General features: G+C 44.0%; 20 protein-coding genes. 15 read left to right on the top strand and 5 right to left on the bottom strand.

Annotated elements, in window-relative coordinates; translation table 11 throughout:
• Position 1 precedes the first annotated feature (1 nt).
• From K339_RS0102815 to K339_RS32420, 11 genes are all read left to right on the top strand, one after another.
• Positions 2 to 1,261 carry a ribulose-bisphosphate carboxylase large subunit family protein gene (locus tag K339_RS0102815; RefSeq protein ID WP_028522251.1) on the top strand — a complete coding sequence of 420 codons (1,260 nt, stop codon included), beginning with the start codon at positions 2 to 4 and terminating at the stop codon, positions 1,259 to 1,261.
• Between the two features lie 114 nt (positions 1,262 to 1,375).
• Entirely contained in the window at positions 1,376 to 2,785 is a 1,410-nt protein-coding gene (locus K339_RS0102810; RefSeq protein ID WP_028522250.1) for a four-carbon acid sugar kinase family protein, read from the top strand.
• A gap of 104 nt (positions 2,786 to 2,889) precedes the next feature.
• Complete coding sequence (locus tag K339_RS0102805) at positions 2,890 to 3,546, top strand: aspartate/glutamate racemase family protein (protein ID WP_028522249.1); 657 nt, start codon at positions 2,890 to 2,892, stop codon at positions 3,544 to 3,546.
• Positions 3,543 to 4,826, top strand: a complete 1,284-nt coding sequence (locus tag K339_RS0102800; RefSeq protein WP_028522248.1) for a bile acid:sodium symporter family protein — start codon at positions 3,543 to 3,545, stop codon at positions 4,824 to 4,826. The genes K339_RS0102805 and K339_RS0102800 overlap by 4 nt, the downstream gene beginning before the upstream one ends.
• Entirely contained in the window at positions 4,810 to 6,066 is a 1,257-nt protein-coding gene (locus tag K339_RS0102795; RefSeq protein ID WP_229598684.1) for a glycoside hydrolase family protein, read from the top strand. Before K339_RS0102800 ends, K339_RS0102795 begins: the two co-directional genes overlap by 17 nt.
• A 128-nt stretch (positions 6,067 to 6,194) precedes the next feature.
• On the top strand, positions 6,195 to 8,210 hold the full coding sequence (locus K339_RS0102790; protein WP_028522246.1) for an aceric acid hydrolase: 2,016 nt from the start codon (positions 6,195 to 6,197) through the stop codon (positions 8,208 to 8,210).
• Between the two features lie 138 nt (positions 8,211 to 8,348).
• On the top strand, positions 8,349 to 8,840 hold the full coding sequence (locus K339_RS0102785; RefSeq protein WP_211243774.1) for a hypothetical protein: 492 nt from the start codon (positions 8,349 to 8,351) through the stop codon (positions 8,838 to 8,840).
• 6 nt (positions 8,841 to 8,846) lie between these two features.
• Positions 8,847 to 9,851 carry a type II TA system antitoxin MqsA family protein gene (locus K339_RS0102780; protein ID WP_028522244.1) on the top strand — a complete coding sequence of 335 codons (1,005 nt, stop codon included), beginning with the start codon at positions 8,847 to 8,849 and terminating at the stop codon, positions 9,849 to 9,851.
• A 182-nt stretch (positions 9,852 to 10,033) separates the two neighbouring features.
• A complete protein-coding gene (locus K339_RS32425) occupies positions 10,034 to 10,369 on the top strand; it encodes an SMI1/KNR4 family protein (protein ID WP_051397770.1) in 336 nt (111 codons plus the stop codon).
• Positions 10,370 to 10,404: 35 nt separating this feature from the next.
• Positions 10,405 to 13,293, top strand: a complete 2,889-nt coding sequence (locus K339_RS0102770; protein WP_028522243.1) for a 3-coathanger stack domain-containing protein — start codon at positions 10,405 to 10,407, stop codon at positions 13,291 to 13,293.
• 143 nt (positions 13,294 to 13,436) lie between these two features.
• A complete protein-coding gene (locus K339_RS32420) occupies positions 13,437 to 14,780 on the top strand; it encodes a CotH kinase family protein (protein WP_051397769.1) in 1,344 nt (447 codons plus the stop codon).
• Positions 14,781 to 14,795: 15 nt separating this feature from the next.
• Here K339_RS32420 and K339_RS0102760 read toward each other — a convergent pair whose 3' ends face one another.
• The gene (locus K339_RS0102760) at positions 14,796 to 15,716 is read right to left on the bottom strand and encodes a ClpXP adapter SpxH family protein (protein ID WP_028522242.1); all 921 of its coding nucleotides are present in this window, start codon (positions 15,714 to 15,716) and stop codon (positions 14,796 to 14,798) included.
• 261 nt (positions 15,717 to 15,977) lie between these two features.
• Here K339_RS0102760 and K339_RS0102755 point away from each other — a divergent pair, with 261 nt between their 5' ends.
• A complete protein-coding gene (locus K339_RS0102755) occupies positions 15,978 to 16,343 on the top strand; it encodes a winged helix-turn-helix transcriptional regulator (protein WP_028522241.1) in 366 nt (121 codons plus the stop codon).
• Positions 16,344 to 16,365: 22 nt separating this feature from the next.
• Here K339_RS0102755 and K339_RS0102750 read toward each other — a convergent pair whose 3' ends face one another.
• The 3 genes from K339_RS0102750 to K339_RS0102740 all read right to left on the bottom strand — a co-directional run bounded on the left by K339_RS0102750 (position 16,366) and on the right by K339_RS0102740 (position 18,592).
• Positions 16,366 to 17,151: a ThuA domain-containing protein gene (locus K339_RS0102750; protein WP_051397768.1), complete on the bottom strand. Its 786-nt coding sequence runs from the start codon at positions 17,149 to 17,151 to the stop codon at positions 16,366 to 16,368.
• Between the two features lie 47 nt (positions 17,152 to 17,198).
• Positions 17,199 to 17,972, bottom strand: coding sequence for a hypothetical protein (locus K339_RS0102745; RefSeq protein ID WP_157607455.1), 774 nt, complete (start codon positions 17,970 to 17,972; stop codon positions 17,199 to 17,201).
• A gap of 62 nt (positions 17,973 to 18,034) precedes the next feature.
• A complete protein-coding gene (locus K339_RS0102740; RefSeq protein WP_028522238.1) occupies positions 18,035 to 18,592 on the bottom strand; it encodes a helix-turn-helix transcriptional regulator in 558 nt (185 codons plus the stop codon).
• A 497-nt stretch (positions 18,593 to 19,089) separates the two neighbouring features.
• Here K339_RS0102740 and K339_RS0102730 point away from each other — a divergent pair, with 497 nt between their 5' ends.
• The 3 genes from K339_RS0102730 (at position 19,090) to K339_RS0102720 (ending at position 24,013) form a co-directional block, all read left to right on the top strand.
• The gene (locus K339_RS0102730) at positions 19,090 to 21,321 is read left to right on the top strand and encodes a hypothetical protein (protein WP_028522237.1); all 2,232 of its coding nucleotides are present in this window, start codon (positions 19,090 to 19,092) and stop codon (positions 21,319 to 21,321) included.
• 30 nt (positions 21,322 to 21,351) lie between these two features.
• A complete protein-coding gene (locus tag K339_RS0102725) occupies positions 21,352 to 22,740 on the top strand; it encodes a DUF3748 domain-containing protein (protein ID WP_229598683.1) in 1,389 nt (462 codons plus the stop codon).
• A gap of 79 nt (positions 22,741 to 22,819) precedes the next feature.
• Positions 22,820 to 24,013: an alpha/beta hydrolase family protein gene (locus K339_RS0102720; RefSeq protein WP_028522235.1), complete on the top strand. Its 1,194-nt coding sequence runs from the start codon at positions 22,820 to 22,822 to the stop codon at positions 24,011 to 24,013.
• Positions 24,014 to 24,169: 156 nt separating this feature from the next.
• On the opposite strand, the gene K339_RS0102715 is transcribed toward K339_RS0102720, so the two are convergent.
• The gene (locus K339_RS0102715; RefSeq protein WP_028522234.1) at positions 24,170 to 25,444 is read right to left on the bottom strand and encodes a DUF349 domain-containing protein; all 1,275 of its coding nucleotides are present in this window, start codon (positions 25,442 to 25,444) and stop codon (positions 24,170 to 24,172) included.
• Positions 25,445 to 25,482: the final 38 nt, after the last annotated feature.

Genomic DNA, 25,482 nt, shown 5'->3' with positions numbered 1-25,482 from the left:
AATGGAACGCATATCTGCTACTTATTTTATTGAAACGCCTTTTGACGTTGAAAAGGCTGCCAAAGTGTTGGCTGGTGAACAATCCAGCGGCACTTTTGTGGCTATCCCTGGAGAAACGGATGAATTAAAAGAGCGTTTTGCTGCCAAGGTAGAATCAATCGAACTGTTGGAAACGGTTTCGCAACCCGCTTTGCCTGGTGCTGAAGGCTACGACGAATACCACCGCGCCAAACTCACAGTATCTTGGTCGGTCGAAAACTTTGGGTATAATTTGCCCGTGATGATTTCCACCTTGCAGGGCAATTTGTACGAACTGTCTCAGTTCACAGGGCTAAAACTCATGGACTTAGACGTGCCTGACTCTTTTCGCAACCATTTTGTTGGACCTCGTTTTGGAATCGAAGGCTGTCGTACGTTGACCCAAGTGTATGATCGTCCGCTCATTGGCACCATCATCAAACCAAGCATAGGGTTGGCCGCCGAGCAAACCGCAACTTTGGTAAAAACGCTTGCCGAAGCAGGCATTGATTTTGTCAAAGACGACGAACTCATGTCTTCGTCGGCTAATTCTACCTTTGAAGCACGCGTGGACGCGGTCATGGACGTCATTAATCGCCACGCGGACGCTACGGGCAAAAAAGTAATGTATGCCTTCAACCTCAGCGATGAAATAGATTCGATGCTTCGTCGGTACGAATACTTGCTCAAAGCAGGTGCTACCTGCGCCATGGTAAGTATCAATACCGTTGGACTATCGGCCGTCAAAAAAATCTGTGACCAAGGCGCACTTCCTGTTCACGCCCACCGCAACGGCTGGGGCATGTTAACCCGCCACCCGCTGTTAGGAATCGACTTTGTAGCTTACCAAAAGCTTTGGCGCTTGGTGGGGGTTGACCAAATCCACGTCAATGGCATTCAAAATAAATTTTGGGAAAGTGATGATTCCGTAGTCCGTTCCATAGAAGCCTGCCGCCAACCCTTGTTAGGAGGTTTTGAGGTACTGCCTGTCGTTTCGTCGGGGCAGTGGGGTGGGCAAGCACCCGAAACCTACCGCCGTACGCAAACGGTGGACTTGCTCTACATGGCAGGCGGCGGCATTATGGCACACCCTAGCGGCCCCCAAGCGGGTGTAATTGCCCTAAAACAAGCGTGGGAAGCGGCTGTAAACGGCTGGAGCGTAGAAGAAGCTGCTCAGTTTTACCCCGAATTTGGAAAATCAGTAGAAAAGTTTGGGAAATCAATGAAGTTTATCCCTGCCTAAAGGCGACATGAAATTAGAAGGGTGTACGAAACTTTTCAGGTGAACACATAGCTCAGATAGTTTTTTCACATAGAAAACATAGCTATATTAAATAACATTGCCTTTACCTTTACAATGCCACAACCAAACCCACTCTTATTGGCTTTTTACGGTGACGACTTTACGGGTTCAACCGACGCGCTCGAATCCATGAGTACCTCAGGAGCACGTACGGTGTTGTTTATCGAACCTCCTACCGTTGAGCAAGTTCGCCAGTACGAAGGTTTACAAGCCATTGGCATTGCGGGGCTTTCGCGCTCACTTTCGCCCGCCGACATGGAACGGGAGCTTTTGCCCACTTTTAAAGCCCTTAAATCGCTTTCTCCGCGCCACGTTCATTACAAAGTTTGCTCCACGTTCGACTCCTCTCCTAGCATTGGGAACATTGGCAAAGCCATTGAAATCGGCGCAGAAGTATTCCAATCGCCGTGGGTTCCCATTTTGGTCGCGGCACCTTCACTGGGGCGTTATTGTGCCTTCGGAAACCTGTTCGCGCGCATGGGCATTGGTAGCCAAGGAGTTATTCACCGCCTCGACCGCCACCCTTCGATGAGCGTTCACCCCATCACTCCTGCCCACGAAAGCGACTTGCGCTTGCATTTAGCCCAACAAACGGAACGCACGACGGGGCTTTTTGATATTTTACAGATTGAACAACCTGAGCCTTCTGTTCCCTTTCAAGAAGTATTACAAAAAGGTTTTGACAATATCCTTTTTGATGCCTTATACGACCATCACTTACCCCGCATCGGTAAGCTTTTGGAGGAAAATGCCCCTTCACACGTGCCGCTTTTTTCGGTAGGTTCGTCGGGCATTGGAAGTGCGTTAGGAGCGTATTGGCAACAAACGGGGCAGCTTCAAGCCCGTACCGCTTGGAAGTCGGTTGACATTGATACACCTATTTTGGTTATTTCGGGCAGTTGCTCTCCCATATCGGCACGGCAAATTGCGTGGGCTGAAAAACACGGTTTTGCCTCTTTGGGCATTGACACCGCCGCCGTGGTTGAAGCAGAAAATACGTTAGAAGTTTTAGAAATTATCATCCAAGAAGCTGTCCAAACAATTCGTCGAGGCCAATCGGTTATTGTCCATACCAGCAAAGACAACCAAGACCCACGCATCGCCCAAACGAATGCCATTTTTGAGCAAAAAGGGCTAACGCCCGCAGAAATTCGTTCGCGGACGGGGCAGCTTTTCGGGAATGCTTTAGGAACAGTAGCGCAAGAAGTGGTAGCTCAAACCAACGTGCAACGCGTAGTCGTGGCAGGTGGCGATACCTCCAGCTATGCCGCCCGTGCGATGGGGATTGAGGCCGTTGAAATGCTCGCTCCACTAACGCCAGGTGCGCCCATTTGTTTAGCCCATGCTCCTTCATCGGCGCTGGATGGGAAACAAGTTGTTTTCAAAGGAGGCCAAGTAGGTGCTGAGAATTATTACGAAACCGTGCTTGGGGTTTCTCAAAACCCCGACGACATCAAACACTAGGTTTTGAGAAACCTAGCCGCGGTTAGGAGTAGTAACCACGGGCACAGCACAACAGAACAGCGAACGCAACAAAATCACGAATACAAAGCTAACTAACATATAAGATGACAAAAACATTAGGATTGGTTCACACCTCCGCAACCTTAGTACCTGTTTTTCAAGAACTTTGTAAACAATACATTCCGCATATCAACGTCTTTAATATCGTTGACGATAGCCTCATTAAACAAGTGATTAGTCGCGGCGAACTGCGGGCTGATACCGCGCGGCGGGTAGTCAACTACGCAGGCTCGGCCGAAAGTGCGGGAGCTGATTACATTATGTTTACCTGCTCGTCCATTGGTGCTGCCGTGGAAGCAGCTGCCGACCTCACCCAAGTGCCTGTACTCCGCGTGGATCAACCCATGGCCGACCAAGCCGTAGCAACGGGTTCGCGCATTGGAGTCATCGCGACGTTACCAACTACCCTCGCCCCCACGTCCGATTTAGTGCAACGTCGTGCGGCGGTTGTAGGGAAAGATATTCAATTAAAGGCCGTCTTGTGCGAAGGCGCGTTTGAGGCATTGATGGGCGGTAATCCCGCCCTTCACGACCAAATGGTGGCCAAAGCCCTGAAAGAGCTGAGTACCCAAGTCGATGTGATTGTGCTAGCCCAAGCCTCGATGGCACGGGTCGTCGATACCCTTTCAGAATCAGAGAAAATAGTCCTCATTTTGACAAGTCCACCGATTGCGATGGCGTATTTGGCAACCGTATTATGAAACAATTTTCAAAAATAGCCTTGTACCTCAGTGGCTTGGCAGTGGTGCTACTCGGTGCTGGGCTATTCACTTCCACCGATGCCCTTTGGCAACCTGCGGCTGTGGCGTTGGCGGTTTCCTTGGCCATTGGCATTGGTGCAATCCCGTCGCTAAAAGGGTATCAATATACTACTTGGATTATTGCGGCCGTGGTAGCGGGCATGATTTACCCTTCGGCCTTCACTAAGTGGGGAGATTTTGATTTACGTAACAAATGGCTGATTTTAGTAATTATCCAAACGGTCATGTTTGGCATGGGAATCCACATGAGCATCCGCGACTTTTCGGGTTTGGCCACCACGGGCAAGGGCGTGATTATTGGGCTTTTGTGTCATTTTTCGGTGATGCCTTTGATGGGTCTATTACTTACCAAAATCTTTGACTTTGAGCCTGAAATCGCCGCTGGCATCATCCTGATTGGCTCATGTTCAAGCGGTTTGGCTTCCAACGTCATGGTGTATCTGGCCAAAGCCAATTTGGTTTTATCCGTTATCGTAACCGCCATGGCGACCTTGGTTGCGCCTTTTTTGACGCCCTTATTGATGAAACTGTTGGCAGGAACGCTCATTGAGGTGCATTTTGTGGACATGATGATGGAAATTATCAAAATCATCATTGTACCCATCGGCGCGGCTCTTTTACACGATTACCTCAAAAACGCGACACCCGCCATTTGGCAAAAAGTCTGGTTTATTTTTGGTAGTTGCCTGTTGTGGCTTCTTACTTTGCCACTTGGAACATGGGCTTTTTTCAAAGAAACGATTACCTCCACGCCCCTACTCCAATCTCTTGAGATTTTGGGCTTTTTTGCGGGGGCGTTTGTCGTGGGAGTGTTATATCATTTGCTTACCCTTCGGTTTCCAAAACTGGACAGTCTAATGCCTTATTTTTCGATGTTTGGCATCATTTACTTCACGACGGTGACCACCGCCGCTGGCCGCGAAAACTTGATGAAGGTAGGCTTTTTATTATTTATCTGTTCGGTCATTCACAATGCCGCTGGTTATTTCTTTGGGTATTGGTTGAGTCGTTTGTTTGGCTTAGACGTTAATTCCAGCCGTACTGTTGCTTTTGAAGTAGGACTCCAAAACGGTGGCATGGCCTCGGGTTTAGCAGGAAGCATGGGAAAACTAGGCACGGTAGGACTTCCTGCCACGGTGTTTAGCCCTTGGATGAACATTTCGGGGTCTATTTTGGCAAATTATTGGCGTAAACGACAAAAAAATGATGAGCACGCTTGAACTACTAACCTCACCCCAACCCCTCCGCTTGGGCGGCACCGTCCCTCAGACGAAGGGCTTCAAAAGCCCCCCTCCCCTGAAAGGAGATGGGGCCGCCCGAGCGGAGGGGGATTTAGGGGGTGAGGTTATCCACATTTTCTATATTCTCCTTTGTTTCTTCTTCCTCCAAAACGCCGCCGCACAAACGGTATCCCCCGAACGAATGCAGCAGGTGTATGAAGAAATCAAGACGCCGCACAAGTATGGCCTCATCATCACCCCAACTACCAATGAGAAAAAGCTCGATTGTCCAACGGTTTTTCGTAAAGGCAAAGGTTGGTACATGACCTACCTCATTTACGACGGGCGTGGCTACGAAACGTGGCTTGCCAAAAGTAGCGACTTGCTCAATTGGACAACCTTGGGGCGTTTGATGTCGTTTGCCGATACTGATACTACGCATTGGGACAGCAACCAACGGGCGGGCTATGTAGCCCTTCAAAATACAAAATGGGACGGCAACTACAAGCTTCAAAAATACGACAGTCGCTATTGGATGCCGTATTTGGGCAGTAATACCCGTGGCTACGAAGAAGGCAAATTGTCGTTAGGAATGGCTTTTACTACAAATCCGCCCCATAAAGTCGCGGAGTGGCAACGCCTTCCCAAACCTACCCTCACTCCCGACGACCCAGATGTGCGGTGGTGGGAAAACAAAAAGCTCTATAAAAGCACGGTGATTTGGGATAAAAAGAAAACCACGGGCTATCCGTTTGTGCTGTACTACAATGCCAACGGCGATACTAGCAATAATAACCCCAAATACCGCTTGATTGAGCGTATTGGTATGGCCGTTTCTAATGACATGAAAACTTGGAAACGCTTTGGCCAAGACCCCGTCATCGATCATCAATCGGGGATTTCGGGGGATGCTGTGTTGCAAAAAATGGGTGATTTGTGGGTAATGTTTTATTTCGGTGCTTTTTGGAACGACCGAAAAGATGCCTACAACCGCTTTGCCTGTTCGTACGACCTCGTCAACTGGACCAAATGGGAAGGCGTTGACTTGATTGCTCCTTCCGAACCCTACGATAGTATGTACGCCCACAAATCGTACGTCATCAAACACAAAGGAATTGTATATCACTTTTATTGCGCGGTCAATAAACACGACCAACGCGGCATCGCCGTCGCTACTTCCAAAGACGTAGGAAAAAGCAAGCTGGCCTTTGTCGCCCCCCCGCCGCCTAAGAAGAAATGATTTGTTATCCGTTAAACGAGACTTTCCAAATTTTAGGTTTATGCTATTGATAATCAGAAGAGTTATAAACTTGAAAAGTCTATTTTTACATTATTGCTTAATTCCTCATTCGTAATTCGTAATTAAAAATGAAGCTTCCCTTCACCACCCTTTGCACCATTGCCGCTACGGCCTTTGCAATGGCCCAAAATAAAGGCATCACCAACACCACCCATAGCCCCTACGCCAAAGTTTACTCACCCAACATCACCGACGTACGTTGGACAGGTGGTTTTTGGGGCGACCGTTTTCGGGTAGCCAAAGAAACCATGGTGCCACAGCTTTGGAAAACCTACACCGACCCCAATATCAGCCATTCTTTTCGGAATTTTGAAATAGCAGCGGGGTTGGAAACGGGCAATTTTAAAGGCCCTTCGTTTCACGACGGCGATTTTTACAAGACATTCGAGGCTGTGGCGAGTCTGTACGCTTCTACCAAAGACCCCGAACTGGACGCCCTCATGGAAAAAGCCATTGCGGTGATGGCCAAAGCCCAACGCGAAGATGGTTATGTATATACCAAAGCCATTATTGAGCAAAAGAAAACGGGGAGTACGAAGCTGTTTGACGACAAACTCAGCTTTGAAGCCTATAATTTTGGCCATTTGATGACGGCGGCCTGCGTACACCACCGCGCGACGGGTAAAACCAACTTGCTCGATATTGCAAAAAAATCGGCCGATTTCTTGATTGGTTTTTACAAAGTAGCCACGCCCGAACAGGCCCGCAACGCCCTTTGTCCTGCGCACTACATGGGTTTGACGGAACTATACCGCACCACCAACGAAAAGAAATACTTGGATCTGGTCAAATACCTGATCAACATCAAAGGCACCACCGAAGGCACCGACGACAACCAAGACCGCATTCCGTTTCGTCAGCAAACGGTGGCCATGGGTCACGCCGTACGCGGTACGTACCTCTACGCGGGTGTAGCCGATGTGTATGCCGAAACGGGCGAAGATTCGTTGATGCGGTCGTTGAATTTGATTTGGGACAACCTCACCCAACGCAAGATGTACGTTACAGGAGCTTGCGGGGCGCTGTTCGACGGCGTTTCTCCCTATGGCACTTCGTACAAACCCAACGACGTCCAAAAAACGCACCAAGCTTTTGGTCGTGATTTTCAACTGCCTAACGTCAGCGCCCACAACGAAACCTGCGCAAACATTGGGAATGTGCTGTTTAACTGGCGAATGTTTGCCCTCACAGGCGACGCCCGCTACACCGATGTGGTGGAATTGGCGTTGTACAATAGTGTACTTTCGGGCATTAGCCTTTCAGGGGATAAGTTTTTCTATACCAACCCTTTAGCCGCTTCCAACGATTTTCCGTACCAACTCCGCTGGATGGGTGGTCGTATTCCCTACATCCGTATTTCCAACTGTTGCCCGCCCAACACCGTGCGTACCATCACCGAAGTAAGTGACTACGCTTACAGCCTCAGCGACAACGCCGTTTGGTGTAATTTGTACGGCAGTAGCCAACTACAAACTACCCTTAAAAATGGCCAAGCCGTCGCGCTCAAACAAGAAAGTAATTACCCGTGGAACGGCAATGTGACCCTCACCGTAGAGCAGTTTCCTGCGCAAAGCTTTGGGTTAAAATTACGTCTGCCTAGCTGGTGTACCGAAGCAAAATTACTTATCAACGGCAAAGTCATTTCTTACACCAGCGAGCGCGGCTACGTAACTATCCAACGGACGTGGAAAAAAGGCGATGTCATTCAATGGAACATGGCGATGCCGACCGAGTTGTTGGAATCAAATCCGTTGGTCGAAGAAAACCGCAACCAAGTAGCCGTGAAGCGCGGCCCCATTGTTTATTGTTTAGAATCGCCCGACATGCCCGCTTCTACGCGGGTTTTCGACGTAGCCATTCCGAGTTCAGCGACGTTTAAGCCCGTAGCCACGCAGCTAGAAAACTCACCCATTACGGTGTTGGAAACCAACGGCGTAATGGTCAATGATAAAAATTGGGAGAAACAGCTCTACCGCCCCCTCTCCCAACAAAAAAAAACAGTCCCACTCAAGCTCATTCCCTACTACGCCTGGGCCAACCGAGGTCAATCCGAAATGACGATTTGGGTACCTGTGGTGCGGTAGGTTTGTGACTTAAAATAGCACGGCGTCTATTCCTGATATTTTAGGGATAGACGCCGTGCTATTTTTGTGGAAGGAAGTGGGGTTTGTCTGCTCATTGTCCGAAAGCCTAAAAGAGCTAAAACTTCAAAATAATAATATTTGCTCCAAACAAATAATGAAGTCTTATTAAAATTGACCACAAAATACTATATAGTGCATTTTTTAATAAAAACAACCAATTATACAACTTTAAAGTTGTTTTCTTCAAAAAGTAGCTATATCTTTGCCGCACTACATCAATATATGAGCACTGAAGCAGAAGTAACCTCCTTTTTAAAAGAATTCAAAGAAAAAATGAAGATTTGGGATGTACTCTTTCGGGACGACAGAGGCAAAAATGCCCAAGCACTTGTAGATTTAGAACTTCGCCCCATAGACAGAAAAGCCATTCTGGAAGCACTCGAAACCAAAAATTACAGCGAAGGCCCGCTAGCAGAAAAACTATACGGAGGTGCTGATATGTGGGTGTTCGGTAAAATCGTAAAGAAAAAAGAAGTGTACATCAAAATTACAATGGGAGCAATGGGCAGTAGTGTTATCTGTATTTCCTTTCATTTGGCACAGCATAAAATGAACTATCCTTTAAAATAATTGAATATGAAAAGTCCAATCACAGGTAAAGAAATGAAGTTGACCAAAGAACGTAGGTCAATGGATTTCAGAAAAGAATCATTTGAAATTGTTTTTCATTATTACAAATGCGAGGATAGCGGAGAACAATTTACCACGACATCATTAGATGAAGTGAATATGAATCAGGTATATAACCAATACCGAGACAAATTCAATATCCCCTTCCCTGATGAAATTATTCGAATTCGGGAAAAGTATGGTTTATCAGCAGCAAAAATGTCGGAGATTTTAGGATTTGGGACGAACAGCTACCGTCAATATGAAGCAGGAGAAATGCCTAGTGTAGCAAACGCCAAATTGATACAGATGGTCGACGATCCTAAAAAATTTATGGATATGGTAGAATTGTGCGGCACATTCGATCAAAATACCAAAACCAAATTAATACATAAAGCACAATTGTTAGCTGACGAAAAGAAACGAAACATTTTCAATTTGAATTTCAAAGAATATTTATTGGGCAACCATTTAGCAGATATTTATTCGGGATACAGAAATCCAAACTTTGAAAAATTCACTGAAATGGTAGTTTATTTTTCCAAAAAGCTATCACCATTCAAAACCAAAATGAACAAACTCTTATTTTATGCCGATTTTTTAATGTTCAAACAAAGTTGTTTTTCTATTAGCGGAGTACGTTACAAAGCTATTAATATGGGGCCTGTGCCTAATAATTTTCAAAGCATATTTGAGTATTTGTCTAACAAAAATGAAATAGAAATTCTCACCATAGAATTTCCTGATGGCCACATAGGTGAACAATTCAAAGCAAAAAAAAATCGAGAGTTTAATGTGGATTTATTTACAGAAATTGAATTGAAAACTTTAGAAAAAGTATCAAGTGTATTTAAAGAAACAAGTACTAGCGACATTATCAAATTAAGTCATTTAGAAGAAGCCTGGAAGAGTAACGAAAAAGAAAAAAAAGTAATCAGCTACGAATATGCTTTTGAATTAAATCAGATTTGAATACATATCTAAAAACTCAAACGCCAGCATATAACAAGCATTTGACTCAATGGCGGATAAAGTACTTAATTGAACATTCTACCTTACATCAAATTTTGCAGTGTATTGACAGTCTTGTGCTTTAAAACCCACCACTGCACTTATTTACAAGCCATTAGACAGACGTTATAAACAAGAAAACTATGGCAATTGATAAGAATGAATTTTGGGGAGACAATTACTATAACAATTCATCCTTGACTGAAAATATGGTTTTAGTTGCTGAGAAAATGTTTCAAGTAAAACTCCCGCCACTCTTCATTGAATTACTCAAAATTCAAAACGAAGGTTATACAAAGGGATTTGCTTTTCCAATGAATACCACAGCAACTTGGGCAGACAATCATGTTCCATTATCTGAGTTGTTCGGCATCGTAACCGACAAAGCAACGGAAAGTGCTCACAATATTCTTGAGACGCAATACGTGATTGAAGAATGGGGTCTTCCTGAAAAGCAGGTCTTAATAAATGGTGTCTGATAAATTCACACTCTTTGCTACAAAACTTAAACAGCATGAAGTTTCCAATTATTTTTTATTTTATTTTCTCAGTTTTTTCAACTTTTACCCACGCACAAAGTATTGAATTTGACAACAAGCTGCTCAGGAATATAAATATATCAGAATCAGACATTCAAAATTCGTTAATGGGTTTTGGCAACAAAGTTATTTTTAGTGGATATACCGACTCTACTGGATATGAACCTTGGGTAAGCGACGGCACAGAAGCTGGGACTTTTCTGTTAAAAGATATTTTTGTTGGCAAAACCAGTGGTTTCACGGATTCCTATAAAGTAGTATTCGACTCAAGCATCTTTTTTATGGCCACCACAAACTCAAGTACTGGTCTTTGGAAAACGGATGGAACTTCAGCAGGTACAGTAAAAGTAGAAGGTTTACGAACGGATATCTATTACGATAGATTGCCACACATATGTTTATTTAAAGGAAACATATATGTAAACGCCATCGCAGATAACAGTACATTCGGGTCAGAACTTTATAGAGTCAACCCTTACAATTTGAGTATAACCTTGGTCAAAGATATAAATCCTGGCTTTGCTCATACAGCTATGTCAAGTTTTACTGCTTTTGAGAATGAGTTTTATTTCTTTGTTTATACTCCTGAATTAGGATATGAATTATGGAGAAGCGATGGTACAGCAAATGGTACCTATGTAATAAAAGATATTGCCCCAGGTAGAGGTTCAAGTGTTTCCATTTACAATCCTAAAATTACTCGGTCTAATAATATCGTTTTCTTTGCTGCTGACAGTACTAGTAGTGGCAATAGCAATAATGCCTTATTATGGCGAACTGATGGAACACTTAGAGGCACATATAAAGTAGAGAAACAAATAGGTAACACGCTACAAAATTTCCCTCGCCCCGATGATTATACAGTATTTGGAAATAAGCTGTATTTCACAACAAAATCTAGTAGCGGCTATAAGGCACTTTGGTGTTATTTTACTGAAACCAATAATATGACATTGATTAGTCAGAATATTCACCCTTTTAATCCTTTGGTTAAAACGGGCAATAAACTTTTATTCTTCAAGGAAAGTGGCGGACTATTCGAAGTAAACACTGTCAATAATTCGATTAAAACAAGGCATTCTACCCTTAATGCAGTCAATGAAAGCGTAAATTTGAAATATCCATACGTGGATAATGCAGTAAGTGGAGACGCCTTCTATTTTAATGCAAAAAACAATAACACTAATGGTTTTGAGCTTTGGAAAACTGACTCAATTAGTACGCGTATGGTTTTCAATGTTGCAAAAGGAAAAAAAAGTAAAGACCTTCATTCATCCAATTGTAGAGATATAAATGTGGTTAATAGCAATATATTCTTTATCGCCGACGATGGAATAAACGGGCGTGAATTATGGGTTTCCAACGAGAATAACATTAACGAAGCTCACATAGTAAAAAATATAAAGAATAATAAAACCAAAAGTTCTGCACCGAATAATTTTAAAGTGTCTAATAATCAGCTTTATTTTACAGCATCTACACTTGAAAAAAATGACCAGTCTGACCCTATTTTCAATGATGTATATAGGTACGATAGCGTAAAAGATAGCCTTTTTTTACTTTTTGAAAGTGACGAAATTAGTAAATCTCCAAACCTTGTAACCATATTCAAAGACAGACTTTTCTTTAGTGGAAGTGACTCTTTTAGAAGCACTTACTACGAGAAACCCAACAAAACAGGTTTCGATATTTTCCCTATATCTTTAACTTCTGGTTACCCACACGCAGTTGTCAACAACGAGCTATTATTTTCTGCAAATACACACAGCTCCGCCACTGATCGGTTGTATAAAATTAATAAACAAGGCACTCTTGAATTGGTTTCAACGAAACCTACATCAATTTGGTCAATGGCTGAGTTAAATAACATCTTATACTTTCGGGCACAATATCAACTATCCCCCCAAAATGGCATAGAACTTTGGCGCTCAGATGGTACCGATGCAGGTACATTTATGTTAAAAGATATACGTGTTGGTTATGATTCTGGTTTGAACCGTGGTAGTTTATTTAAAGCAGGAAATTATATATATTTCGGAGCATCTAATAGTTCGAATGGCACAGAACTTTGGCGAACAGATGGCACATTAGAAGGAACTATTAAAGTTTACTCATTATCTACTTCATCCAGCAACCCTAGCGTTTCTTTTTTAACTGTTTATGAAAACAAAGTTATTTTTAGCGTTAGTGACTCAGATAATGGGAGTTCATTTAATCGTCTTTGGATAACGGATATCAATTCGTTATCAACTTCAAGTATAAGCGATTTTGGCAAAGTCTTACATTACTTCAATTCGGAGTATAGTAACCCTACTATTTCGCACGGCTATTGTTATTTTAATACATCAAATACTGAAAACCCTATTTGGAGAATAAATCTAAAAGATTATAGCGTATCAAATGTCAAGGATCGCTTAGGCTATCCAGTCAAAGGTCAAGTTATTTTTGGTGACGACAATTACGTTTTATTTTCAGGTACAATAGTAGATCCATCCACTAACTACTATGTTTCTGGAGTTGGCTATATTGACCAAGGCCTACAAAATTTAAAAATCATCAAACCTAATTTTTTTGCTTCAACTATTTACCGAATTGGTAACAATGGATACTTTGCAGGCAACCAAAATGAAGACTCTGAACTATATAAAGTAAAGCTTTGTCCATTTTCTTCCAATCTAAGCACCCCACTAGGAGTTGCCAATGAATCTACGTCACTCAATGTTCACACCTATTTAACTGTCTCAAGTAAAACACCATTGACCTCAAACAATAACTTATCGGCTGGAAAAGCTGTCCTATTAATGCCTGGTTTTGAAACAACAGGAAACGTTTTCAAAGCTGAGATAAAAGGATGTAAATACTAATTTTTATATTGTACACATACCACCGCTTACTCCAAAAAATCAAATTAATGTAGCAAAGAAACTTTCGTAGGAATTTTTGAGGACTTAAACGAGTAGAGAACAACCTCCCGCCTCCTTACTACCGCAAGCCTTGTCCTACGCACATGAATCGTATCATTTTCCTTTGTTTGTTGACTTCCATTGTTATTGGTTGCAAAAATGACGCGGATGTTTTTCCCGCTAAATTTAGCCAAACCCCAGATTACGCTTGGGTCTTTCCAGAGGATCAGGTACGAACCATCACTATTCAAGTGGGACAAGAGAATTGGGATAAAATTCAGCGGGACATGGAATGGCGTACGGCGCGTAAATTTGGCAGTTCCAGCGCTATTCCTGGCGTTACTCCTCCCGTAGGTGCTCCTTTGGATGCTGTTTATGGCGACCCCATTTTTGTGCAAGCCCAAGTTAAACAAGGCGACAATACGTGGAAAAATGTTGGTTTTCGGCTCAAGGGCAACGCGTCGCTCAATGGGTCTTGGCGCAGTGGCATTTATAAATTGCCGTTTAAGCTAAAATTCGACGAGTGGGAGGACCAGTACCCCGCCATCAAAAATCAGCGTTTTTATGGCTTTCAAGAACTCTCTTTTGCGCCTAGCTACGGCGACGACTCTTTCCTAAGAGAAAAACTGCTCACCCAACTCTTCCGAAACAACGGTATTATGGCCTGCAAAGTAGCCTATTATAAAGTTATTCTTGATTTTGGTCAAGGGTTAAAAAATTGTGGGGTTTACCAGGTTATTGAGTCCGTGGAGGAGCACATGGTAGAAACGCAAAGCGGTAAAAAAATGGGTAACGTATATAAGCCTGAGTCGAATATGCAGCAGTTTATTACTAGCCAATTTGAAAAACAAAACAATCAAACTTTGGCCAATTACTCGGACGTAAAACAACTGATTACCACCCTCAATAGCCCTTTACGGGTCAGTGACAATGCACAATGGAAGAAGGAGTTGGAGACGATATTTGACGTCAAAGAGTTTTTGCGGTACTTGGCCGTCAACAACACCGTGGGCAATTGGGACTCGTACGGGGTCTTGACCCACAACTATTTTTTGGCCAATACCGACGGCGTTCTGCACTGGGTTCCGTACGACCTCAATTTATCGTTTCAAATGCGGGGTGGCTCCAACAATTCGAGGTTTGCCCTCAGTATGGACATGAAAGAGGTGACGAGTCAGTGGCCTTTGATACGGTATATTATCGACGACCCCGCCTATTTTGCTTATTACAAAGCCGCCGTGAAGGAATTTATCCAGAAAGATTTTAACCCCCAAGTTATGGGGGCTTATATCCAGAAACACAGGGTAATTTTGCAGCCTTACTTTGCAGGAACGGGCGTGGAAGCCCCTCCGTATAGTCATTTAAGAAGCCCCCAAAACGTTGAAACTGCCATCACGGCACTCGAAAAATACATCAATGAAAGGTACCAAGTTGCGTTTGATTTCTAATTGAAGAAATACGCACTACGGCTCTTTTCTCCAAATAGCACCATTTTTGGTGGTGACTTTTGTCAAAATTCCTTGATCAGAAAGCTCATTTAATACTTTTTCGCTGTCATTCCGTGGGGTATTGGAAAGCACCGAAAACTCTTTCGCTGTCAACGATTGATACTTTTTAAAGAGCGTTTCCCAAGTTGTACCATACTCAACTTTAGTAGCGCTCTCGTTCAGTCTCAATACGGCTGTTTCGTAGAAAACATAAGGCTTTGTACCATATACGGTTTCTTGGCTGCCACTGTTGTTTGAAAAAAACATTGTAGGAAATCCTCTCACTCCATACGTTTTTGCTACCTTCAAATCTTCCTCAAAAAGCATTTTCGCTTTGCCTTCAAAATCCGTTTTTAGCTGTGCCACGTCCAACCCTACTTTTTTCGCAGCGGTGGCGAGGTGCTCCCATTGGGTGATGTTTTTCTTTTGTAAAAAAACCATTTCCCGTATCTCTCTTAAAAATAAAATCGCCTTTTCGTTATTCTGCATTTGCGCTGCTTTGAAGGCAATCGACGGCGGATACGACGAATGCAAGGGAGATTCTAACCAAACGTCCCCGTCGATGGGCATATCATAATGCACGCTTACTTCGTCCCAGTGATGTGCCACGTCTGAAGGCTTGCTAATTCCACCGCTGTTGTAGCTCCAATCGGGCAACAAACCTCCCATGCGGTATTCGATTTCGATACTGTTTCCGTACTCCAATTTTAATTTTCGAAGCTGTGGTTCTATTCCCCAACACGAAGAGCAAATTGGGTCAGTAAAATAGACGACTTTCACTGGTTTTTGGGTCTGCGTAGTGGCAACTTTTAGGTTGTCTGTCGCGTCTGGAAGTCCGCAAATTCCCGCTACGGGATCGCACAAAAGCGGATTACTGTTTACTGTTTCGTTGGCCATTGTTTTGTTTTTTGGTTGTGCTTGGCAATTTAAAAAAACGGCTACCAAGACAATTGCTGTACTATATATTTTCATTTTGAGTTGATAGTCAAGAATTATGTACCCCAAAAAGTACATTCATTTGCTTGATTTTTAAGTCCGATGCAAAGATAAAATCGAGACAGTTTACAATTGTTATGCGTTTCCTTTTAGAAACTACTTTCCCATTAGAAACTATTCCCATTTTTAATACCTTTGTTTTACCATTTTGAACTGTAAAGCATGAAAAAAGAAGCAAGTCTGAACACTACGGCCATTTGCAAAACCCGAATTGGGGCTATTAAAGACACGATGGAAATACTGTCGGGAAAATGGAAAATCCACATTTTGGGCACGCTCATGCAAAGTGAGAAAATGCGTTTTATGGATTTGTTGAGAGAAGTAGATGGTATTGCGGCAAAAATGCTTTCAAAAGAATTGCAAGACATGGAAATGAACCACCTGATACGTCGTACCGTGCTCGACACCAAGCCCATTACGGTGGAATATGAAGTGACTGAATACGGAAAAACCTTAGAGCGTATCATTGACGAAATAGCGCAATGGGGAATTGAATACAGGAAATCCATCTATGAAATGTCTAAGTGACGAAATAGCACCGTTGCTATGTTCACTTTCCCTTTCCAAAGCCCAATAAAGCATTCATTACAAAACGATTTTGGGTTTCGTTCTCAAACGTAAACGACAATTCTTTGTTGGTTTTGTTTTCGTAGTCAATGTCGTTGTGCCCCATGTTGAGGTACAACATTCGGTAGTTTTTGTTGCGCCACGCCACGGGGTAATAGCCGCTGTGCCAAATCTCGTGCGGCTTAGGTCCCGTACCCAACGGAAAACTAGCGGAGTCAATCGACAACAGAATTTCAATATCAGGATTTTGCCGTAAGTCATGCTCCCAGCGGTACCATTCGTTGGGGGCAGTGGTAAAAGTTGTGGGGAGTTTTTTGGTTGAAAAGTGCTTTTTGGTTTCGACTTTTAGCACCGCCGACGTCGGCCGCCACGTATTGCTCTTGTATTGCCCCGCCCCCAAAAATGTTTCGTGGTACCAATCCCAATCTTGCGGATACTTAGACGGCGTTAGGGCAAAGGCGGCAAAATGAAACCCAATCCACGCCCCTCCTTTTTTCATGTATTCTTCAAACGCCTGCCGTTGACTGGGTTTGTCTGGGCGCGTATCTAAAAACAAAACCACCTGATAATTAGACAGATAATCAGCGTTTAGGTTATCCCAATTGGACGTAGTATCGTATTGAAAATGGTGTTTCTCAGCCATTTTTGGAAAGAAACGATTTGCTTCTTTGACAAAACTAACGTGCGCTTGGTCGTTTTTACCCGTAAAAAAAGCAATCACTTTAAACGATTGGGCACGGGCATATTCCGCAGCCATACTGCACAGCATCAAGGCAAAGAAGCATATTTTCATTTTGTCATTATTAAATTCTCCACTTAGGGTTCGTAGATGTATTCTCCGTCGGCCATAAATTTGTTATCAATATACAGTTTATAGGTCGCAGGAAAACCCGAAACGGCGTCGTAGGTGTATTCATACCGCCATACGTTGACTTTGTTTCCGTTGGCATCTAAGCTAAAATTGGCCGTTACGTTGTTCGGACTTGGCCAACTTGGATTCCAATAGGGAATATTCAGCTTCCTCAACGGGCTTGGCTTGGCATCATATTCCCAGTACGAACCTCCCCAAAAAAGCAAATTTCCCCGTTGGTCGTATTCATAAACCGTTACTCCGTTCGTTTGCCCATCGGGCGTAAACCTTTCACTTTTCAAAAGTCTCCCCGAATTATCGTAGCTATTTAATTGATACGAACTGACCTCTTTGGGGTTTTTCATCGAATACGTGATGACTTTGGAAGGATAAGGCTGGTTGGATGCGTACTCGTATTTAGTAGCCCATTGCAGCGCCAGCGGCTTACCTGGCGCGGGAAAAGTACTTAAATGAAGCGGATGCGACGACCAATATTCTTGTTTGACCACCTTGCTCCCTTCGTACTCATAACGCCATGATTCCCAGACGTTTCGACCATCGGAGTAGTACTTTTGGATTTCTGTAACATACCCTTGTTTGTTGTACAAAAACGCCATCTGTAGCTTTCCATTTTCGCGTATCTCGCTGATTTTGGGGCCGATGTTACTCAAGGGAGATGGGTTGTTTCCACAACCCATCAACCAGCAAGTGATTGCTATAAAGAAATAGATTTTTTTCATGGGAAAGTTTCTTTCAACCATGACGCAAATCAAGCCCCTCAGGTTGGATTCAAGCCCAAATCTCAGGAAGCGGCCCTTGCTTCCATCTGAAACTTTTTGGGCGTCAGTCCAAAGTGTTTCTGAAACATCTTGTTAAACTTAATGCTCGATTTGTCGCCGTAACCAATCATTTTGGCAATTTCTTTTGCTTTGTGCCCTTTTCGGAGCAAATCAGCCGCATAGTCCATCTTTTTATCAATGTACAATTGGTAAAAAGACTTACCATAGACGGTTTTAAAGATTTGTTGAAAGTTTAATAAACTGATACTGTACTCTTTGACAATGTCCTTGATGTTGGCCGAGGTACTAAAGTCGGTGTCAGAGATGTACTGTCGGTAAATGTTTTCTACGAGCTGCGCTTCTTTCAGGCGCTTTTCTTTTTTTCTAGGGGTTAAATCAGCTTCTGCATCACTCATTAACGAGGCAATCTCCAAGGGAGATTCAGTAGCGCTAGTTCCTTTGTATTCTACTTTAAAAGGGATGTGTGCTTTGATAAGGAACTCCATACATTCAGCAACATTGGCCTTATCAATTTCGATGATAAGGGTTTCTCCAGTTAGGTTTGGCGGGATGGCATTCATAACGGCATTTCAAAATTATACTTTATTATCAATTTCCAACTGATGGTTTCATCAAAATTAGCCCAAAAGAAACAAATATCCAATAACAAAAAAGATACGAAACGAAAAAGTAAATAAAATGCCTTTTTGAGCATACAAACATCCTTTTTCTTTGTACAAAATTCGTCACTTTTTTACCTTTTAAATACCCACAATTGGTGCTCTCAAATGTCAAAAAAGCAGCCTTTTTTGTTTTAAATGACTAATAAACAACGAACTAAAGTGCGCAATTATGCACTATTTTTTGGTACTTCCAAACCGTTAAATAAATTCCCCCAAACTATTTATCAAGCGTTTTTTTTCCAGAGTTATGGCTATTTATCAAACAATATATACAATTCGGACATTAGCTAATGGTATAAAATTATGCCGTAACAAAATATCCTTTTGGAAAGCGAAATAGTCTTCACTCCCGCATCCGTCGTACTATAGATATTGATTTTTCTGATAAGCCAACTATGCGTTTCACTTCCACACTTGCATTATTGCTAACATTTTGGGTAACATTCCCTTCGCTATCTCAAAAGCTGCGCCCAACGGCCTACACCGACCAGCCATATCTCCAAGATTATAGCATCAAATACTATGTTCAAGACAGTTCGGTGCAGCTTCATAAAATCCTTACCGACAAAGACGGACGGATACGAATTTTGACTTCGGCAGGTCTTATGCAGCCCCACGGGGGACAATTCCAGTACCCAGGCCAACTTCGTCCTGACCGCTCGTACGTTCCGATGTCCAGCCGAAAAATAGCCGATATGGCACTTCTCCAAGGTCAACTGGTTTTTATGGACGATCGTGCGGTGTTGAGCAACGCGTGGGCAGGAAAAGTGTATGCGCCCCATTCGCTTGGCTCCGCCCAGAAACTGGCGTCAGCTCCCAACTTTACGTTTTTGGTCGCCAATGCCCAACGGCTTACATTGCTTCAAAACAATGCTGTTGTGGACACCAAGCCCGCTCCAAGTCAGCCCATTTTGGAACTGGTGTTTGATTCACCTCGAAACCGTTTTTTGATGCTCACCTCGCAGCAGATTATCTCCTATTCAGTGGCCACCAAAGAGGTTAAAACCGAATTTCAGAGCAATAACCTGAGCTGTTTTGCTTTGGCCAAAGACTCCCTATTTGTAGGTACTTCAAACGGCTATTTTGCAGTTTCGGCCCTTACTTTCAAGGCCACTGCGCTGCAAGAAAAACTACCCTGCCCGCAGCTGACCGCCATGGCTTACATCAACGATAAACTATGGCTAGGCTCTACCACGGGGGCATTTATGCGTCGGCCCGAAGGTGGCTTTAACTATTATTATGGCGAACGTTGGATTCCTAGTAATCGGGTTGTGAGCATTGCAGCAGGGCCAAACCAAACCGTTCAACTACTTACCAACAAAGGCGTAGGCGAAATTCATTTTGACAAAATGACCCTCCACGACAAAGCCATGGTCTATGAAAAACAGGTACGCCAGCGCCACATTCGTTATGGTTTCAACTGCGACGTTTCTACCTTAAAAAATGGCGATTTATCAACCTTTGAAATGGGACAACGCGACAGCGACAACCTCTGGACGTCGATGTACCTCGTTAGCCAATTGTTTCGATACAAAGTGACGGGAGAAAAAGTAGCCCTTGACAATTGCCTCGAATCGTTTGAAGCCATGCAACGCCTCTTTAGCATTACCAACATGAAAGGGTACTTTGCCCGAGGTTTTGAACGCCACGGACACCATAAATTTAAGGCCGTTCCGTGGGATGGTGGCATGACCAACGGCTGGGTACAGGCCAAAGACAGCGTGTGGGATTGGCGCGGCACCACCAGCAGCGACCAAACGGTGGGGCAAATGTTTGCCCTGACCATGTTGGCACAAAACCTAGACGGCGAAGTCAAACAAAAAGCCATTACTTTGATGGACGAGCTGATGACTTACATCATCGAAAATGATTGGTATTTGATTGATTTTGACGGCAAACCCACTCTTTGGGGCAAGTGGAATCCTGCGTATGTCAATGGATTTTCAAAAACAGTTGGTGATCGAAAATTGTACTCTTCCAACATCATCGGCTTTTTACAAACAGCCTATCATTTCACCAAAAAAGAAATTTATAAACAAAAGGCGTACGAGCTGATGCAAAAACACGGCTATTTGGAAAACCTGATGCGCCCGATGGCTGACATTGGCCGCGTGGATGAAAACCAAGGAAAACTTGCCGCCGAGCTTTCCGAAGAGTGGAACCACTCCGACGATGAAATGTACTTCTTAGCCTATTGGTGTTTGTATCCGTACGCATTTACATCTGAGCTAAAAAAACAATACCTTCACACCATCAAAGAACATTGGGACTTTGAACGCCCCGAAAAAAATGGCTTGTGGAATTTGTGTTATGCCATGACAGGGGCGCAGCAATTTGACCAAAAAGAAACCATCTGGTACTTAAAAGAATTTCCGTTGGACATGGTAGAATGGCAAGTTGTCAATAGCCACCGCAAAGACCTTGTGTCGGTTCCTGCCAATTTTCGGGGACAAACCATCACGCACGTTCTTCCGCCCGACGAGCGACCAGAGTTAAAACACAATCGCAATCTATTTAAGCTCGACCGCCTTGCCAACGGCCAAAGTGAGCTAAGTGCGGGCGATTCCTTTTTATTACCCTATTGGATGGGACGCTATTTGGGCGTCATCAGCGCTCCAAAACCTTAGCTTTTCGTCTTTTATAATTCGCCAATTTGTATGAACACCTTCGGAAAAACCGTTTTATGCTTAACCAGTCTTGCCATGACCTCTTGCAGCAGTAACTCCTACTTAAAAGAAACCCAATTAACCAACGACCTTTCGTACCACCACGATTTGGACAACAACGACAATTTTTCGCCTGATGATCAGTGGTTGGTGTACGACACCCGCACCGATGACGGTGGCATTGCAGCTTCGGCCAAAATTGAAAAAGTTCATACCCAAACAGGGGAGAAAAAAGTACTATACGCCCTGCCCAACAACGCCGCATGGGGGCCTGGCGCGGGGGCGGTGAGTTATGCCCACACCGAAGCATCCGTGGTGTTTATTCATGGCCTAATGAATGTGACCGCCGCCAACCCTTATCAACAGTGGCGACGGACGGGCATTATCATCAAAGACCAAGCACCCAATATTCCTATTTATATGGATGCCCGTGACGTGACGCCGCCTTTTACCGCTGGCGCACTGCGCGGAGGCACCCACCGCCACGAATGGAGCGGCGACGGGAATTGGATCGGTTATACCTACAACGATGCCATCCTGAAAGCACTGGAGGACAAAACGCAACAAAAACACAACCTCCGCACCATCGGCGTGTCGAAACGTGGGCAGTCAGTGACCGTTTCCAAAACAACCAACGGCGAAGATGTATCGAGCGAATGGTTTAGCGCGGTGGTCGTTCGGGTAACGCCTACCCCACAAGCAGGTTCCGACGAAATTAGCCACGCCGCAGGCGATAGTTGGGTAGGTCTAAATGGGTATGCAAAACCCGATGGTAGCCGTCAAATAGCACGGGCGTTTGTGGGAAAAGTAAAAGATAAAAATGGCAAAGACGTTGATGAAGTTTTTATCGTGGACATTCCTGATGACATTACTCAACCTGGCGCATGGGGGCCACTCGAAGGTACTGACACCATGATGCCCATGCCACCCAAAGGCACAAGTCAACGCCGCCTGACCCACACCGCCGATACGGATTTTTCAGGATGTACGGGCGTCGTTCGTTCGTCGGGCGATGGTAGTTTGTTGGCGTTTTTGGCCAAAGACGATAAAGGAGTCCAACAGGTTTTCACCCTCTCGCCGCTTGGAGGTACACCTACTCAACTTACCTTTCATCCATCCAATGTTGAAGGGTATTTTAGATGGCATCCCGACGGGCAGCACCTTTGCTACGTTTGGAACGGAAGCATTGCACTGGTAAAACTTGGAAATGAATCCTTTGAAAATCGGGTACGATTACTGACACCTTCAAGCAACCCTTCGCCTTCCAATTTGGTATGGTCTCACGATGGGAAAAAGATAGCATTTAACCGTGCGTTAAAAAACCCGCAAACAGCGCAAGAAAACAAGCAAGTTTTCATTGTTCATCTTGACAAATTATAGGGCATTTTCAAAATTGGCGGGCAACTTTCTCTAATTTTGTACGTTAAGAATCATAACCCAAACACGATTCAATTTCCGTATGAAACACTTCAAACATTCATTTTACCTGTGGCTCGTAGCGCTGATGGTGATTGTCAGTAGCTGTAGCAAAAACAGTGACCCCACGCCTTCCAACCAGTATTTAGTAAGCAGCGCCCTCGTTGGAGAATTTACCAAAGACCAGCTTGTGCAACGAATAGCGGCAGGCGACCCTGCTTTTGCGCAAATTGCCCCGTTTCTCCAATACGGCATCAAAGTGTATAAAATCGTTTACAAAACGAAAAACACCGATGGCAAGGAAATTCAGGCTTCTGGGGCATTGATTTATCCTGCTGCCAAAACCACCACCTCGGCCCTTATCAGTGTACAACACGGAACCATTCGCTCCGACCAAGAAGCGCCGTCGTACTTTGCAGCCAATTCGGAAGCAAGTTTAGCAGGCTCACTTTTTGCTTCGTTGGGATACATCATCGCTTACCCCGATTACATTGGATATGGTACCTCTAATACCGTACCGCATCCTTACGAGCACCGTGCCAGTTTGGCCTCAGCTTGTTTGGACATGATTCGGGCATCGAAAGAGTTTATCAACCAAGAAAAAATTCAGTGGGACGAACGTCTGTACATCGCGGGCTATTCGGCAGGTGGTTTTGCAACCATGTCACTTCAAAAGAAAATCGAAGAGGAAGCCAGCGCAGAATTTAATTTGAGAGCGTCGAGCTGCGGGGCGGGTGCTTACGATAAAACGGCTTTTATGAAGTACATTACCACCAACAAAACCACGGGAGTTGTGGGTTACAACCAACTTTATTTGTGGACGTTACTTACTTACGACCGAATCTATGGCCTCAACCGCCCCACGACTCAGTACTTTAAAGACCCTTGGGCAGCCCAGATTCAATCGTCTAAAGAGAATGCCACTATCAACGTGAGCTTTAATACTATTTTTACCGATGCGTTTATCAAAGGACTCACCGATGGCTCAGACACGGGTTTTACCAACGCAGTAAAAGACAACGACGTATATGATTGGAAACCCAAAACACCTACGCGTTTGTACCACGGTGATGCCGACGATTTGGTCTTTTATTTCAATTCACAAAACGCCTTCAATGCCATGAAAGCACGGGGAGCAACCAATGTGGAATTGATTACTCTCAAAGGTAAAAACCACGCTACTGCAGTTCAGGATTTTCTTTTAGGCTCCTACCAATTCTTCTCGTCGATTCAATAGGCATTTGAGTTCCAACAAAAATACCCGTTTATGGTCAGCCATAAACGGGTATTTTTGTTGGGAAAAATAGACTTTCCAAGTTTATAATTCTTCTGATTATAAATAGTATAAGCCTAAAACTTGGCAAGTCTCGTCTAATTCTGCGTAAGTACTAAATTAGATTCGCGTAAGCGCTATTTTATATTCCTCTAAAATCTTCTCCTTCATCGTGATTTTACGGCGTTGGATGTTGATTTTACCCATCACTTGGCGTTCAGCTTCTGGATCAGGCGGCATATTTTGCGCATTGGCAATGGTCACCTCCAAATCTGCTTTTTCACGCTTGATGAGCCATTCCATCTCACGAATTTTGATGTTGAGCTGGTCTTGTGGCGTACGAATTTCAAACGCAGGATATTTACGTGAGATAACACGGGCCAAATAACTTAACTCAAAAATCTTATCGCAAGCCGAACGGAAACGCTCTGCAATATTTTTATCTCCCACTCGGGGTGGAAGGCGAATTTCTTTCCATTGGTTCAACAACGTTTTGGCACGTTCTGATGCCTGAATGATGTCGCTCGAACGGGCAAGTTGCTCCGCTTCGCGGCACATTTCGCGTTGTTTGGTGACCAGTGGGTTTTCTTGCGGCTGCGTCACAATGCCACGGATACGGTTGATTTTGTCCATAATCCGTTGGTTTGAGCGCTTAAATTGCTTGTACAATTTAGCCGAACGTTTCACTGGGATTTCACCCACATCTTTCCATTCAGACCTTACTTGACGCAAAATGCGGCTTGCTTCGTCGAGGTCATACATACGCATGAGCGAATCCGACTTGGCAATAAGTTCCGTATAGCGTTCGATGCGGTCGGCAATGACGCGGTTTAGTTCCGAGAAGAAATCACGACGTTGTTGGAAAAATGTATCCAACAACAACTGGAATGTACCTTCAACTTCCTCTTGGTATTCTTTGTCAACAGGGCCAGTACGAATCCATTTCGATTTAATTTCTTGCAACATGTCCGTTGCGGCTTGCCAATCGTCATTTTCGACTTGTACAGCCCGCGTTTCATCCAACAAAGCGCGCTTGATTTCCAGGTTTTTTTCTTGGTTGACTTTAATCAAGTCTTCAAGCACCACTTCCAATTTGTCGAGCCGTTCTAAGAGCGGGACAAAATCACCGAGTCCGTCAAAACTGAGCAGTTTTTTGCGTAGCTGCACCAATTTTGTCAGGTAAGAGCCTTTGTTTTGGGCTTCTTCTACATCACTTTCTAACTGTTCCACCTTACTCGAAGCAATATTGAAGCGATTTTTAAAATAATCAATGGCTTCTTGTTCGGTGCGTTTCACTTCGCCAATCTGGCGGTCTGGGTTCCCTAAATACCCTTTTAAGAATACCTTGCCGTCTGAGACATAGCCGTATTCGTCCATTAAGGTGGCATTTTCCATCACTGGTTTACTTTATTTATCTGCTTTTGAAGGTTTTG

This window comes from Runella limosa DSM 17973 (assembly GCF_000482465.1).
Taxonomy (GTDB): Bacteria; Bacteroidota; Bacteroidia; order Cytophagales; family Spirosomataceae; genus Runella; species Runella limosa.
The sequence above is the reverse complement of the archived record's forward strand: the minus strand, read 5'-3'. Positions and strand labels throughout refer to the sequence as shown.

Bases quoted from the DNA above. Each gene is read 5' to 3' on its own strand.
- K339_RS0102815 (WP_028522251.1), top strand. From the start codon at position 2: ATGGAACGCATATCTGCTACTTATTTTATTGAAACGCCTTTTGACGTT.
- K339_RS0102810 (WP_028522250.1), top strand. From the start codon at position 1,376: ATGCCACAACCAAACCCACTCTTATTGGCTTTTTACGGTGACGACTTT.
- K339_RS0102805 (WP_028522249.1), top strand. From the start codon at position 2,890: ATGACAAAAACATTAGGATTGGTTCACACCTCCGCAACCTTAGTACCT.
- K339_RS0102800 (WP_028522248.1), top strand. From the start codon at position 3,543: ATGAAACAATTTTCAAAAATAGCCTTGTACCTCAGTGGCTTGGCAGTG.
- K339_RS0102795 (WP_229598684.1), top strand. From the start codon at position 4,810: ATGATGAGCACGCTTGAACTACTAACCTCACCCCAACCCCTCCGCTTG.
- K339_RS0102790 (WP_028522246.1), top strand. From the start codon at position 6,195: ATGAAGCTTCCCTTCACCACCCTTTGCACCATTGCCGCTACGGCCTTT.
- K339_RS0102780 (WP_028522244.1), top strand. From the start codon at position 8,847: ATGAAAAGTCCAATCACAGGTAAAGAAATGAAGTTGACCAAAGAACGT.
- K339_RS32425 (WP_051397770.1), top strand. From the start codon at position 10,034: ATGGCAATTGATAAGAATGAATTTTGGGGAGACAATTACTATAACAAT.
- K339_RS0102770 (WP_028522243.1), top strand. From the start codon at position 10,405: ATGAAGTTTCCAATTATTTTTTATTTTATTTTCTCAGTTTTTTCAACT.
- K339_RS32420 (WP_051397769.1), top strand. From the start codon at position 13,437: ATGAATCGTATCATTTTCCTTTGTTTGTTGACTTCCATTGTTATTGGT.
- K339_RS0102760 (WP_028522242.1), bottom strand. From the start codon at position 15,716: ATGGCCAACGAAACAGTAAACAGTAATCCGCTTTTGTGCGATCCCGTA.
- K339_RS0102755 (WP_028522241.1), top strand. From the start codon at position 15,978: ATGAAAAAAGAAGCAAGTCTGAACACTACGGCCATTTGCAAAACCCGA.
- K339_RS0102750 (WP_051397768.1), bottom strand. From the start codon at position 17,151: ATGCTGTGCAGTATGGCTGCGGAATATGCCCGTGCCCAATCGTTTAAA.
- K339_RS0102745 (WP_157607455.1), bottom strand. From the start codon at position 17,972: ATGAAAAAAATCTATTTCTTTATAGCAATCACTTGCTGGTTGATGGGT.
- K339_RS0102740 (WP_028522238.1), bottom strand. From the start codon at position 18,592: ATGAATGCCATCCCGCCAAACCTAACTGGAGAAACCCTTATCATCGAA.
- K339_RS0102730 (WP_028522237.1), top strand. From the start codon at position 19,090: ATGCGTTTCACTTCCACACTTGCATTATTGCTAACATTTTGGGTAACA.
- K339_RS0102725 (WP_229598683.1), top strand. From the start codon at position 21,352: ATGAACACCTTCGGAAAAACCGTTTTATGCTTAACCAGTCTTGCCATG.
- K339_RS0102720 (WP_028522235.1), top strand. From the start codon at position 22,820: ATGAAACACTTCAAACATTCATTTTACCTGTGGCTCGTAGCGCTGATG.
- K339_RS0102715 (WP_028522234.1), bottom strand. From the start codon at position 25,444: ATGGAAAATGCCACCTTAATGGACGAATACGGCTATGTCTCAGACGGC.